This window comes from Pseudomonas fluorescens (genome assembly GCF_030344995.1).
In the GTDB taxonomy this organism is placed as follows: Bacteria; Pseudomonadota; Gammaproteobacteria; order Pseudomonadales; family Pseudomonadaceae; genus Aquipseudomonas; species Aquipseudomonas fluorescens_BF.
On the sequence record NZ_CP128260.1, the window covers coordinates 6,114,690 to 6,126,925 of the forward strand.

Annotated in this window: 14 protein-coding genes; 3 read left to right on the plus strand and 11 right to left on the minus strand. The window is 63.5% G+C overall.

Annotated elements, in window-relative coordinates:
- Nucleotides 1-120: 120 nt before the first annotated feature.
- Nucleotides 121-840, plus strand: coding sequence for a 16S rRNA (uracil(1498)-N(3))-methyltransferase (locus tag QR290_RS27540; protein ID WP_289203981.1), 720 nt, complete (start codon nt 121-123; stop codon nt 838-840).
- A gap of 11 nt (nt 841-851) precedes the next feature.
- Here the strand turns inward: QR290_RS27540 and QR290_RS27545 are convergent, their stop codons facing one another.
- Entirely contained in the window at nt 852-2,093 is a 1,242-nt protein-coding gene (locus QR290_RS27545; RefSeq protein WP_289203982.1) for a D-amino acid dehydrogenase, read from the minus strand.
- A 108-nt stretch (nt 2,094-2,201) separates the two neighbouring features.
- On the opposite strand from QR290_RS27545, the gene QR290_RS27550 reads away from it, so the two are divergent.
- Nucleotides 2,202-3,113, plus strand: a complete 912-nt coding sequence (locus tag QR290_RS27550; RefSeq protein ID WP_289203983.1) for a LysR family transcriptional regulator — start codon at nt 2,202-2,204, stop codon at nt 3,111-3,113.
- Here QR290_RS27550 and trhA read toward each other — a convergent pair.
- Entirely contained in the window at nt 3,110-3,727 is a 618-nt protein-coding gene (trhA, locus tag QR290_RS27555) for a PAQR family membrane homeostasis protein TrhA (protein ID WP_085689647.1), read from the minus strand. The genes QR290_RS27550 and trhA overlap by 4 nt on opposite strands.
- 142 nt (nt 3,728-3,869) lie before the next feature.
- Between trhA and QR290_RS27560 the strand changes: the two genes are divergently transcribed.
- Complete coding sequence (locus QR290_RS27560; protein WP_115079492.1) at nt 3,870-4,790, plus strand: LysR family transcriptional regulator; 921 nt, start codon at nt 3,870-3,872, stop codon at nt 4,788-4,790.
- Nucleotides 4,791-4,989: 199 nt separating this feature from the next.
- Here the strand turns inward: QR290_RS27560 and madM are convergent, their stop codons facing one another.
- The 9 genes from madM to mdcA all read right to left on the minus strand — a co-directional run bounded on the left by madM (nt 4,990) and on the right by mdcA (nt 12,235).
- Nucleotides 4,990-5,754, minus strand: a complete 765-nt coding sequence (gene madM / locus QR290_RS27565; protein WP_007953314.1) for a malonate transporter subunit MadM — start codon at nt 5,752-5,754, stop codon at nt 4,990-4,992.
- A 1-nt stretch (nt 5,755) separates the two neighbouring features.
- The gene (gene madL / locus QR290_RS27570; RefSeq protein WP_007953315.1) at nt 5,756-6,172 is read right to left on the minus strand and encodes a malonate transporter subunit MadL; all 417 of its coding nucleotides are present in this window, start codon (nt 6,170-6,172) and stop codon (nt 5,756-5,758) included.
- A gap of 64 nt (nt 6,173-6,236) precedes the next feature.
- Nucleotides 6,237-7,157, minus strand: a complete 921-nt coding sequence (gene mdcH, locus QR290_RS27575; RefSeq protein WP_289203984.1) for a malonate decarboxylase subunit epsilon — start codon at nt 7,155-7,157, stop codon at nt 6,237-6,239.
- Nucleotides 7,154-7,774 carry a malonate decarboxylase holo-ACP synthase gene (locus tag QR290_RS27580; protein WP_289203985.1) on the minus strand — a complete coding sequence of 207 codons (621 nt, stop codon included), beginning with the start codon at nt 7,772-7,774 and terminating at the stop codon, nt 7,154-7,156. The genes mdcH and QR290_RS27580 overlap by 4 nt, the downstream gene beginning before the upstream one ends.
- Nucleotides 7,768-8,553, minus strand: coding sequence for a biotin-independent malonate decarboxylase subunit gamma (gene mdcE, locus QR290_RS27585; protein WP_289203986.1), 786 nt, complete (start codon nt 8,551-8,553; stop codon nt 7,768-7,770). Before mdcE ends, QR290_RS27580 begins: the two co-directional genes overlap by 7 nt.
- Complete coding sequence (locus QR290_RS27590; RefSeq protein WP_289203987.1) at nt 8,550-9,401, minus strand: biotin-independent malonate decarboxylase subunit beta; 852 nt, start codon at nt 9,399-9,401, stop codon at nt 8,550-8,552. Before QR290_RS27590 ends, mdcE begins: the two co-directional genes overlap by 4 nt.
- Nucleotides 9,394-9,693 (minus strand): malonate decarboxylase subunit delta, encoded by a 300-nt coding sequence (locus QR290_RS27595; RefSeq protein ID WP_003229075.1) that lies wholly within the window; start codon nt 9,691-9,693, stop codon nt 9,394-9,396. Before QR290_RS27595 ends, QR290_RS27590 begins: the two co-directional genes overlap by 8 nt.
- On the minus strand, nt 9,693-10,565 hold the full coding sequence (locus QR290_RS27600) for a triphosphoribosyl-dephospho-CoA synthase (protein ID WP_289203988.1): 873 nt from the start codon (nt 10,563-10,565) through the stop codon (nt 9,693-9,695). Before QR290_RS27600 ends, QR290_RS27595 begins: the two co-directional genes overlap by 1 nt.
- The gene (mdcA, locus tag QR290_RS27605; RefSeq protein WP_127800384.1) at nt 10,565-12,235 is read right to left on the minus strand and encodes a malonate decarboxylase subunit alpha; all 1,671 of its coding nucleotides are present in this window, start codon (nt 12,233-12,235) and stop codon (nt 10,565-10,567) included. Before mdcA ends, QR290_RS27600 begins: the two co-directional genes overlap by 1 nt.
- Nucleotide 12,236: the final 1 nt, after the last annotated feature.

Here is a 12,236-nt window from a genome sequence, read left to right on the forward strand (position 1 = left end):
TGCCGCTTTCGCGAGCAAGCCCGCTCCCACATTTGGAATGCATTTCCCTGTGGGAGCGGGCTTGCTCGCGAATGAAGTCGACACCGTTTTAACTGATTCACATCTTTCCAGAGACCCGAAATGAGACTGTCCCGCTTCTTTATCGACGCCCCGCTCAGCACCGGCGAACACGAACTGCCGGAAGCCCAGGCGCATTACATCAGCCGCGTGCTGCGCATGGCCGAGGGCGATGCGGTGCAGTTATTCGACGGCTCCGGCCACGAGTTTCGCGGAGCGCTGGTGGAAGTCGGCAAGAAACGTGTGGTGGTGCAGATCGACGAGCAGTTCGCTGGCCAGATCGAATCGCCGCTGCAAATCCACCTCGGCCAGGGCCTGTCCCGGGGCGAGCGGATGGACTGGGCCATCCAGAAAGCCACCGAGTTGGGCGTGACCGAAATCACCCCGATTTTCAGCGAGCGCTGCGAAGTCCGCCTCAAGGACGAACGCGCCGACAAACGCCTGCTGCACTGGCGTCAGGTGGCGATCAGCGCTTGCGAGCAATGCGGTCGCTCGCGGGTGCCGGTGATTCATCCACCGGTGCTGCTCGCCGACTGGCTGAAGCAGACCGAAGCCGAACTGAAACTGGTTCTGCACCCGGTGGCCGAGCCGCTGGTCAGCCATGCCAAACCTGCGACGCTGGCGTTCTTGATCGGCCCCGAAGGCGGCCTGTCCGACACCGAAGTCGAGCAAGCCAAGGCCAACGGCTTCCACGCCGCCCGTCTCGGCCCGCGCGTGCTGCGCACCGAAACCGCGCCAGTTGTAGCGCTGGCGGTGGCGCAGCAATTGTGGGGTGATTTCTAAGCTCTTTGCATTCACGCCGCACGGGGATTGAACCCGTGCAGATCAATCGATGTGCGCTGCTCGCCGATCAGTTCGCTGAGCAACTGCCCGCTGCCGCAGGCCAGGGTGAAACCGAGCGCGCCGTGGCCGAGGTTGAGCCACAGATTGCGATACGCCGTGGCGCCCAGCAGCGGAACGCCGGTGGGCGTGGCCGGGCGCATGCCGGCCCATTCAACGGCGGCGTCGTAGTGGCCGGCGTCGGGAAAGGTGTCGCGGGCCTGACGTTTGATCAGCGCCAGCCGCTTGGGGTCCACCGCCGGGTCGAAACCAACGATGTCGACCATCGCCGCCACCCGCAACTTTTCGCCGATACGGGCGTAGACGATCTTGCGGTCGTAGTCGGTGATGCTCACATCCGGCGCCCGATGCTCGCTGCCAATCGGCACGGTCAGGCTGTAGCCCTTCAGCGGATACAGCGGCAGGCGCAGGCCGGGCAGCGCCAGCAACGGGCTGCGATGACCGGCGGCGATCACCAGTTGTTCGACCGGCAGGGTTTCTTCGCCAAGCTCAATGGCTGTGACGGCGCCATGGCTGTGGCGAATGCCGGTGACAGCCTGACCGAAACGAAAATCGCAGCGGCCCGACGCCTTCAATCGCGCCGCCAACTGTTGGCAGAAGCCGTGACAATCGCCGACTTCTTCATCCGGCGTGTAGATCGCGCCCACAAACGGTGCATCGATCAGTGCCGGTTCCAGTTGCGCACATTCGGCGGCGGACAACACCTGCTGTTGTTGCGGATCGGCCAGGCCTTTGCGTGCATGCTCGAAGCTGGAGGCGTTGCGAAAGGTCACCAGTTTGCCGTTGCGCCGCCAGTTGAAACCGACCAGTCCGTCGTCCTCGCGCCAGCGTTTAAGCGTGCTCTGGCTGAACAACGCCAGACGCAACAGATGCGCGGCGTTTTCGCGGTTGACCGAGGTGCGGCACGCGGCGAGAAACGAGGCCATCCAGCGCCACTGCGCCGGGTCCAGGCGCGGGCGCAACTTGAGCGGCGAATCGCCGCGCAGCATCCAGCCGATGGCCTGCAACGGCACGCCGGCATCGGCCAGCGGCGCGACGTAGCGGTAGGACAACTGGCCGCCGTTGGCGAAACTGGTTTCGCTGCCCAGCGACTGCCGCGCCTCGACCACTGTCACTTCGAAACCGTCGCGCACCAGCGCCCAGGCCGTTGCCAACCCGATCACGCCGCCGCCGATGATGCACACACGCTGAGCCATGTCCGTCCTTAATCGTTCTTGAAGACGAGGCCGAGGTTAGGGTGAGGTGACAGGCGCCGAACAATGAATAAAGATGCCAAGCCTATAAACAAAGGTTATGGGATCGTCATGCGCCTTCGTCATATCGAGATTTTCCAGGCCATTCGTCAAACCGGCTCGGTCAGCGCCGCTGCGCAGTTGCTGCACGTCTCGCAACCGGCGGTGACCAAGGTGTTGCAGCACGCCGAGCAGCAACTGGGCTTTCCATTGTTTATGCGGGTGCGCGGCAAGTTGCAGGCGACCCCGGAAGCGCTGGAGCTGGAGCGCGAAGTCGACAAGGTCACCGAAAGCCTGCAAGGCGTGCGGCGTCTGGCCCAGAGCCTGCGCCGCGAGCCCGGCCACAGCCTGCGAATCGGCGCGACCCCGGCGTTGGCGCTGTCGTTGCTGCCGCCGGCGATCCAGCAGTGGACGGCGCAGTTCCCGGACATCGCCTGCGAACTGTCGAGCGCCCACAGTCGCGAGCTGATACAGAACCTGCTGATGCGCGAAGTGGACGTGGCCCTGACGTTGCATTTGCCGGACCATCCGGGGCTGAAGGCGCAGGCGCTGGCCTCGGGGGTTTTGGTGGCATTGGCGCCGAAAGGTTATTGGCCGGAGGAAGATGCCGGTCAGCCGCTGCCGCTGATGGCGTTGGCCGGGGCACCGCTGATCGGGCTGTCCAGCGCCGACCCACTGGCCGCTCGGCTCGACAGTTATCTGGAAGCCGTCGAGCCGCCGCCTCGGGTGCGAATCGCCGTGCAGACGTATTCGCTTGCGCGGGCAATGGTGGAGTCCGGCGCCGGGGTCGCGGTGATCGATCCGTTCACCGCCCTCGGTGCCTCACCGACCAGCACCGTGATTCGCCCGTTGGCGCCGCCCTTGCCTATCACGCTGTACGCGGTGACTCGTGCTACCGAACCGCCGCCGCATACCTTGAATGACTTGCTGGAGATCTTCAGTCAGCGCGCCGGCGAACAACTCGGCCGACTGATAGGCGCTTAAAGGACGTAAAACAAAATCGCCACAAAGTGCAGCAGACTCCCGGCGATCACGAACAGATGCCAGATCCCGTGGGCATGCCGCAACCGATGGTCGAGGGCAAAAAAGATGATCCCCACGGTGTACAAAACACCGCCTGACGCCAGCCACGCAAACCCCGCACCGCCCAGCGCCGCGATCAGCGGCTTGACCGCCACCAGCACGATCCAGCCCATCACCGCGTAGATCACGATCGACAGGATCCGCGCCTCCGAACGCGGCTTGATCTCTTGCAGGATGCCGATCAGCGCCAGCCCCCAGACAATCCCGAACAGCGTCCAGCCCCACGGCCCGCGCAGGGTCACCAGACAGAACGGCGTGTAACTGCCGGCGATCAGCAGGTAGATCGAAAAGTGATCGACCTTCTTCATGATCGCTTTCTTGCGCCCGCGCACGCTGTGGTACACGGTCGATGCGCTGTAGAGCACCAGCAAGGTAAAACCGTAGATCGCCACGCTGACGATCTTCCAGGGGCTGCCGTCAAAACTGGCGATCACCACCAGCCAGATCGCCCCGACAAACGCCGCCACCGCCCCGACCAGATGCGTCCAGGCGTTCAATCGTTCTCCGTGATACATGTGTCGCACACCTCGATTTCATTTACCGCAGCGCGCAAGGCTCGGGCCTTGAGCGTAAAAGCGCAATGTTTCCGTTCAACGCGGGCCTGCACCTGTCCTGATATTTGGGCACAATCGACCGATACCAAGAAGAGTCCGCGCCATGCTGATCGACGAAGAATTGACCCTGAAGAAACTCGAGGTGTTCCTCGCCTTCATGCGCACCGGCAACCTCGCCCGCGCCGCCGCCGAGTTGCAGACCAGCAACGTCAGCGTGCACCGCGCGATCCATTCGCTGGAAAGCGCCCTGCGCTGCCCGTTGTTCAAACACGAAGGGCGCAACCTGACGCCGCTGGAAAGCGCCTATGTGCTCGAAGAGCGCGCGCAGAAACTGATTCAGGACGTGGTCGAAAGCGTGCGCCTGACCCGCGAAGCCGCCGGGTTCTCGGCCGAGCGCTTCAAGCTCGGCTCGCTGTATTCGCTGACGGTGAAAACCGTGCCGCAGCTGATCATGGGTTTAAAGATCCGCCGCAGCGAACTCAACATCGACCTGATCCTCGGCTCGAACATCGACCTGCTCTACAAGCTGAAAAACATGGAGGTCGACGCGATCCTCGTGTCGCTGGACGACACCGTCAACGACCCCGACTGCGAGCAGATTCCGCTGTTTTCCGACGACATTTTCCTCGCCACTCCGGCCGATTCCCGCTTTGCCCAACGCAGCGAAGTGGATCTGGCGGAGGTGCGCGACGAAACCTTCATCACCCTAACCCAAGGCTTCGCCACCCATCAGGACGGCATCCGCGTGTTCAGGCAGGCGGGGTTCGAGCCGAAGGTGGCGATGCAGGTCAACGACATCTTCACCCTGCTGAGCATGGTCAGCTCGGGGGTGGGTTATGCGTTGCTGCCGGGGAGGATTGCGGCGGTGTACGAGAACCGGGTGAAGCTGATTCCGTTGCAGGAAAAGTACCGGTTGCAGCAGCACATTGGGGTGGTGTTTTTGAAGGCTAAAGAGCGGGATCCGAATTTGTTGGCGTTGTTGGCGGAGTGTCGGATGTATGCGAATCGCCAGTCGGCGGTGTGATTAAAAGCAGATCAAGATCAAGGGCTTCCCCCCTCACCCCAACCCTCTCCCCCAAGGGGGCGAGGGGGAAAGGGAGCAGACCGGGGGCTTTTCAAACCTGAGTTCGACTCAGGAGTCTCAGGTCGATGTATAGCGCATAAACAACTCGGTCAGTCCCCTCTCCCTCCGGGAGAGGGCTAGGGTGAGGGGCTTTTGACGTTCAGCCAACAATCCCGCGCACGATGAAGAACAGCAGCGACGGCCCAAGGAGACAACCCAATCCAGTGTGAAACGTAGCCGTCAACGCCCCATAAGGCACCAACCGCCGATCCGTCGCCGCCAACCCCGCCGTCACACCACTCACCGTCCCGGCCAGCCCGCCAAACACCATCGCCGAGCGCGGGTTGTCCAGGCCCATCCAGCGCGCCGCCACCGGCGTGCCGACCATCACCAGAATCGCCTTGATCAACCCGGTGGCAATCGACAACGCCATGACATCCGACGTCGCGCCAATCGCCGCACCGGTCACCGGGCCGACAATGTAAGTCACCGCACCGGCGCCGATGGTGGTCATGCTCACCGCATCGCGATAACCGAACGCATAGGCCATGCACGCACCGACAATGAACGGCAGGATCGTGCCCAGCAGCAGTGCGATCACCCCAATCATCCCGGCCTTCTTCGCTTCAGTGGCCTGCACCTCGAACGCGGTAGCAACGATGGCGAAATCCCGCAACATCGCGCCGCCCATCAGGCCGATGCCGGAGAACAGCGTCAGGTCCGCCAGGCCTTTCTGCCCGCCCGTCATCGTCCCGCCGACCCAGGCCAGCACCAGGCCGATGACGATGGCAATCGCCGAGCCGTGAATCCGCCCGAAGGTCAGGCGTTTGGAGAGGATCACCGAGACCCACATGATCACGCCGACGAAGGCGAACGCGGTGATCAGACCGTTGTGTTCCAGACCTTTTTCAATGAGATCCCACATATCAGCGACCTCCTACCGGTGTGCCGACCGGGGAGATTTCCGCCGGCTCGTCGGGCAAAGGCTCGCCCTTGTGGGTACGGCTGATCAGGGCAATCGTGCAGCCACAGACCACCACCGAACCGATCGCCGCCAGCACCGCCACCGGGCCGCCGTGCAGGGCGGTGACGACGTTCTGTTGTGCGGCCATCGCCACCACCACCGGAATGTACATGGCGCCCCAGAAGCCGACGCCCATCTCGCAATCCTTGGTCATGCCACCGCGTTTCTGCATCCACAACCGCGCGCAGATCAACAGGATCATGGCGATGCCGACCCCGCCGACGTTGGATTTGACCCCCAGCAGCACGCCGAGCAGGTCACCCATGATCACCCCTGCCAGCGTACAGATCGCCAGCAGCGCCACACCGTAAATAATCATTGTTGTAGTCCTCAAAGTGCATCGTCGAATGTTGTTTTTGTTGTTCGAAGCCTGAGTCGGTGATTTAGGGTCGTCGGCCCTCCTCTTCACGCAAAAGCGCCTGCAAGGTGTCGAGCCGGGCACTGTCGAAGGCAGTGACAGTCCCCTGTTCGAACACCCGGCGCGCCAACCCGGTCAGCACCGCACCGGGCGGCAGTTCGATTTGTAACCGCACACCGCGCTCGTAGGCGCTTTGCACGGTGCCGCGCCAGTCCACCACGCGGCACATGTTGAAGGCGAGATCGTCGCGCAAAGCTTCAACCTTGGTCACAGGCCTTGCGCGGCTGCCGCTCAGGTAAGCGATTTTCGGTGTTTTCAGTTCTACCCTGGCGAACGCTTCGGCGAGGGTTTGCGCAGGCTCGTCCAGCAACGGGCAGTGCGACGGCACGCTGACCGCCAGACGTTTTGCCAGACCAGCGCCACGACTGCGCGCCAGCTCGGCGACCGCTTGCATCGCCTTGTCACTACCGGCAATAACCACTTGGTTATCGGCGTTGATGTTGGCCAGATACACCGGTGTTTCTGCGCTGTGCACCTGAGCCAGCAAATCTTCGACTGTGGATAGTTGCAGACCGATGATCGCGGTCATGCCGAAGCCCTGTGGATAAGCCTGCTGCATCAACTCGCCGCGCAGGCTGACCAGATGCAACGCATCGCTGAAGCTCAATGCTTCGGCGACCACCGCTGCCGGATACGCACCGACGGACAGACCGGCGACGTAATCAGCAGTGAGTCCGTCCTGCAACAATTGCCGCGAGCCCGCGACACCGGCGATCAGCAGGCAGAGCTGTACCGCTCGCGTGCTGCGCAACGCTTCGCCGGAATCCAGCCGCAAGACATCTTCACCGAGGCTTTCACTGGCCTCGATCAGCGTTTCCCGAGGCAAACGCTGGAGCATGCCGGGCTGCTGCGCGCCCTGGCCGGGAAACACCAGCAGGCTGCTCACGCTGCCTGCTCCTGCGGGTTCCACGGATCAGACACCAGACAGGCTTCATGGGCGTTTTTAAGAAGCACCCGCGAAGCATTTCCGGCCCATTCGCGCAGGGCAACGGCACCGAATGGCGTCTGCAATTGCAGGTCGACCCGGCAGATCGCCTGATCGAAAACCGCGACCAATTTACGTGCCTGATTACGGGTGATGAGTTGCGGTGTCCGCAGGATCAGGTCGAGATCGCTAGCTTCGTGCATCGCCGCAAAACCACTCGCCAGTTCAAACCCGACACTGCCACTGACGCCCCAGATCCAGCCGCAATCATCGAGCACCGGCCGCAGTTGCCGAAGCGCCTGCATGACCGGCAGATCACGCTCGCTCTCGACCTGACAAAGCGCTTCCGGGCTGACCCGGCAAGCAATCGAATCGATCGCCATGAACGCCGCCATCCGCTGCTCGCGCAACCGACCACGCACGCCCACCGCCACCAATCCCTCCTCACTCAACGCCCGCCGCACCACCACCGGTTGACCGGCAGCCAGCGAGTCAATCGCCCACTGCGGCGCATCAGCCGGCAACTGCGCCGGCGTCATGCCCCACAGCAAGTCGTGGGCCAGAGGCGTGTTCACCACTGCGCCCTCAACAGTTCACGCACGCGGCTGGAGGCTTCGCGATTTTTCGCGCCGAGACGATTGCTCAAATCCGTTGCGCCAATATCACCGATGGCTTGCTTCAGGCATTCGCCGACCCGCGCCAGATCCTCCTCCGTCGGCTGCTCAATCTGCTGCACCGACAGCGTTTCCCAGAGCAACCCGAGGCTGGCGTAGCTGTCGATGTCATAGGCCATCGGCGGCACGCTGGACGCCAGGGCTTCCAGTTCTTCGACGCTGCGCAAGGTCACCCGCGCCGCCGAAGCCTTGCCCATCGCGTGCACCATCACCCCCGGATCACGCAGGGCGATCAAGCGATTGGCCTGATATCCGTGAGCGAGAAACGCCCCCGACATGGCCTTGCCCACCAGCAGCGCAATCACCGGATGCCCGGCCAGACGCGCACGGGCATAAGCGTCCGCCGCACCGGCCAACGCCTGATGAATGCCGAGCGCTTCTTCGCGGCGACCGTAGGCCTGGCTCGGCACATCGACGATGGCGATCAATGGGCGCTTTTGTGTTTTGTCACGGTCGGCAGTGATCGCGTCATCCACAGCCCTGGCCAGACCCCAGCCTTCGAGCAAACCGACTTCGCCGTTGCGAGCGCGAGGGAAACGGTTTTGCGGATTGGCGACCACCGCGATAAAGCGCCCGAGCTCACCGTCGGCGACCTTCAGCGATGCCGGCAAACCCTGAACCGCATTCGCGCCAACGCTCAAGGCGTTGAACCAGTTCAAACCGCGCACGGAATAACCACTCATGAGCGCTCTCCTTGATACAGATCGCGAACCACCGAAGGCTCGATTTGCTTGTCAGTGTCCAGGCTCGTCAGCCGTTGCAGGAACCACTCGGCCCGCTGGCTGCGCGGTTGCGCTGGCAGACCTCGTTGCAGCAACTCGCCGACCTGCTGGCGAATCTGCGCCACGTCATCGGCGACATAACGGTCAACCAGACCACTGGCGAAACGTTGCTCACCGCCGGTCATACTCCAGATGAAGGGGCGGTCGCGGGAGTCGTATTCCTCGATCCCGGCTTCCTGTTCGATCACCTGCGGGCCGTTCAGGCCGAGGCGTGCTTCCTGGGTCACTAGCAAGTAGCTGCACAGCGCGGCGGCAATCGACATCCCGCCAAAGCAACCGACACTACCGGCCACCACGCCGACCACGGGTTGGTATTGCTGCAAATCGACAATCGCCGCATGAATGTCGGCAATCGCCGCCAGCCCGAGATTGGCTTCCTGCAAACGCACGCCGCCGGTTTCCAGCAGCAGGATGGCGCGGGTCGGGATGCCTTTGCGGTTGTCCTCGGCAGCCAGTTCCAGTGCGCCGGCGATTTTGGCGCCGCCGACTTCGCCGAGGCTGCCGCCTTGAAACGCGCCTTCGATGGCGGCGATCACCACTGGCAAACCGTCGAGGCTGCCCTTGGCGATCACCACGCCGTCATCGGCCTGGGGCACCACGCCCTGACGTTCGAGCCATGGCGACATGACGCGTTGAAACGGGTCGAGCAGTTCGCGGAAAGTGCCGGTGTCGAGCAGGGCTTTCGCCCTCTGCCGGGCGCCGAGTTCGACGAAGCTGTGTTTGTGCAAAAGTGCCGAGGTGTCAGTCATGGCCGATCTCCTCGAAGCCTTGTTCCAGACGCAGGCGCACCACGCCCGGGGTCGCGCCGAAGTCGTGGATATCGATGGCCATCGCCGGTGGCGTGGTGCCGTCGAACATCCGCGCAAACAGATGCTGCCAGCGCTGCTGCGCGCCGTTGACCGAGGTCTGCACATTGATCGTCAGCTTGCCGGCCAGGCCCGGTTCGATCAGCACTTCCAGATCGCCCGAGCCGACACAACCAACCAGCGCCCGACCGCGCGGCGGCTGCCCGGCGGGGAATTCAAAGGATAAGGTTTCCATCAAAACGCTCCCTGAAGGATGCCGTCGCGCTCGATCCGGTCGAGCAGCAGGCTGGCGGCGAGCAAGTCAGCGGCGCCACCGGGCGAGGCATTCAATGCGATGAGTTGTTGATCCAGTTCGTGCAGGCGACGGCGACCGGTGAGGCTGGCGCTGCCACCGGCGTCGAGCACTGCCTGGGCGCCGTATTGCATGGCGTGCAGGCCCGGTTCGCCGGCGCGATAGAGGACGCAGGTGTCGGCGAGGTCGGTCATGATTGCGAGCAAGCCATCGAGCCGGGCGTTCTGTTCGCCATGGCCGGCGGCGCGGCTGCGTTTGAGCTGCGGCAGACCGCGCTGCACCACGGACGGGAAGCCGAGTTGCGCTTCTTCCCGGGCACCACGAGCGCCGTAGCGCTGGGCGACTTGCGCGCCATGGCTCAGCGGGCGCGGCGCATGACGGTCATCGAGTAACGCCAGACGCGCAGCACGCAGAGTGACGGCGCCAGCGCTGGTGGATTTGGTGTCCAGCGCAGCAGCCGTGACCAGCAGGCCCAGCGCCCAGATCGCCCCGCGATGGGTGTTCACGCCGTTGGTGGTGGCGAGCATCGCTTGCTCGCCTTCCCGGCCAATGCGGCCAATGGTTTCGCGCAGCGGCAAGCCGATCTCGCCGAACTCGAGCGCGGCTTCGGCCATTTCCTTGAACGCCGGCCACAACGCCAGCGCCGAGGCATGCATCAATCCCAGGTGCAGATCGGTGTGCGCACCGTTGCCACGGCGGTCGACCAGCGCGGGTTTCGGTGACAGGTCGGCTTCGTCGATCAGCGCGTCCACCGCCAGATCCGCTAATCGGTCAGCCAAAGAAACAGGTTTCGCTTTCAGGTTGAGTGCGTGCATTACCAGCTCCTGAACTTGGCGGGCGGGTTGTAGAGGCCGCCGGACCACTCGACCAGATCGGCCACGCTTTTCGCCGCCAGCAATTCGCGGGTGGCGTCGGTGCGACGGATGCCGAGGTCTTCGGGCAAGGCGATCAGGCCTTCACGGCGCATGCGTTCGGTGTCTTTCGGGTTGTGCCGCAGACCGATGGCGGTGACGCCGGCAACGGCAGCGATCATCGCCTGACGCTCTTCCAGCGAACGCGCCTTGTACAGGTAGGCGATGCCTTCTTCGGTGAGCAGGTGAGTGACGTCGTCGCCGTAGATCATGATCGGCGCCAGCGGCATGCCGCTTTTCTTCGCCACCTCCACCGCGTCGAGGGTTTCGACGAAGGTCGGTTTGCCGCCCTCCTGGAAGGTCTCGACCATCTGCACCACGAGTTTCTTGCCACGTTCGAGCATCGGTTGCTGCGAATCGTCATGGCGCATATCGAGCCAGGCCGGAGTGCCGTGACGCCGACCACGCGGGTCGTGGCCCATGTTCGGCGCGCCACCGAAACCGGCGAGGCGGCCACGGGTCACGGTGGAGGAATGACCATCGCCATCGACTTGCAGGGTCGCGCCGATGAACAGGTCCACCGCGTACTGCCCGGCCAGTTGGCAGAACATCCGGTTGGAACGCAGCGAGCCGTCACGGCCGGTGAAGAACACGTCGGGACGAGCGGCGATGTAGTTTTCCATGCCCAGTTCGGTGCCGAAGCAATGCACACTTTCGACCCAGCCACTCTCGATAGCCGGGATCAGGGTCGGGTGCGGGTTGAGCGTCCAGTTGCGACAGATCTTGCCCTTGAGGCCGAGGGATTCACCGTAGGTCGGCAGGATCAGTTCGATGGCGGCGGTGTTGAAACCGATGCCGTGGTTCAGCGACTGCACGTTGTGTTTTTCGTAGATCCCGCGGATCGCCATCATCGCCATCAGCACGTGCACAGGCTTGATGTGGCGAGGGTCGCGGGTGAACAGCGGTTCGATGTAGAACGGCTTGTCCGCCACTACCACGAAATCGACCCACGACGCGGGAATGTCCACGCGAGGCAGTTCGCTGACGTCGTCCACCAGTTGATTGACCTGGACGATGACGATGCCGTCACTGAAGGCTGCCGGTTCGATCAGCGCCGGGGTGTCTTCGGTGCTCGGGCCGGTGTAGATGTTGCCGGCACGGTCGGCCATGAACCCGGCCGAAAGCACGACGTTGGGGATCAGGTCCACCACCAGCCGGGCGTAGAGTTCGATGTAGGTGTGGATCGCGCCGACTTCCAGCAGACCGTCTTCGAGCAACTGGCTGATGCGCAGGCTCTGGGTGCCGGCGAAGGAGAAATCGAGCTTGCGGGCGATGCCGCGTTCGAACAGGTCCAGATGCTCGGAGCGACCGACGCTGGGCATGATCATGTGCAGGTCGTGGAGCTTTTCAGGATCGGCCTTGGCCAGCGCGCGGGAAAGGAAATCCGCCTGCTTCTGGTTGTTGCCTTCCAGCACCACGCGGTCGCCGGGCAGGATCAGCGCCTCAAGCGCTGCGACGATTTTGTCGGTGGGCAACACCGCACCGTCGGCCAGCCCGCGCACCTTGTCGAGGCGCCGCTGCTTCTCGTCACGCCGCCGCGTCCAGCGCGAGTCGGGGGATATTGTTGTTGTCATG

What these genes read in the sequence shown, in the direction of transcription:
- QR290_RS27540 (WP_289203981.1), top strand. Translation starts at nt 121, where the DNA reads ATGAGACTGTCCCGCTTCTTTATCGACGCCCCGCTCAGCACCGGCGAA.
- QR290_RS27545 (WP_289203982.1), bottom strand. Translation starts at nt 2,093, where the DNA reads ATGGCTCAGCGTGTGTGCATCATCGGCGGCGGCGTGATCGGGTTGGCA.
- QR290_RS27550 (WP_289203983.1), top strand. Translation starts at nt 2,202, where the DNA reads ATGCGCCTTCGTCATATCGAGATTTTCCAGGCCATTCGTCAAACCGGC.
- trhA (WP_085689647.1), bottom strand. Translation starts at nt 3,727, where the DNA reads ATGTATCACGGAGAACGATTGAACGCCTGGACGCATCTGGTCGGGGCG.
- QR290_RS27560 (WP_115079492.1), top strand. Translation starts at nt 3,870, where the DNA reads ATGCTGATCGACGAAGAATTGACCCTGAAGAAACTCGAGGTGTTCCTC.
- madM (WP_007953314.1), bottom strand. Translation starts at nt 5,754, where the DNA reads ATGTGGGATCTCATTGAAAAAGGTCTGGAACACAACGGTCTGATCACC.
- madL (WP_007953315.1), bottom strand. Translation starts at nt 6,172, where the DNA reads ATGATTATTTACGGTGTGGCGCTGCTGGCGATCTGTACGCTGGCAGGG.
- mdcE (WP_289203986.1), bottom strand. Translation starts at nt 8,553, where the DNA reads ATGAGTGGTTATTCCGTGCGCGGTTTGAACTGGTTCAACGCCTTGAGC.
- QR290_RS27590 (WP_289203987.1), bottom strand. Translation starts at nt 9,401, where the DNA reads ATGACTGACACCTCGGCACTTTTGCACAAACACAGCTTCGTCGAACTC.
- QR290_RS27595 (WP_003229075.1), bottom strand. Translation starts at nt 9,693, where the DNA reads ATGGAAACCTTATCCTTTGAATTCCCCGCCGGGCAGCCGCCGCGCGGT.
- QR290_RS27600 (WP_289203988.1), bottom strand. Translation starts at nt 10,565, where the DNA reads ATGCACGCACTCAACCTGAAAGCGAAACCTGTTTCTTTGGCTGACCGA.
- mdcA (WP_127800384.1), bottom strand. Translation starts at nt 12,235, where the DNA reads ATGACAACAACAATATCCCCCGACTCGCGCTGGACGCGGCGGCGTGAC.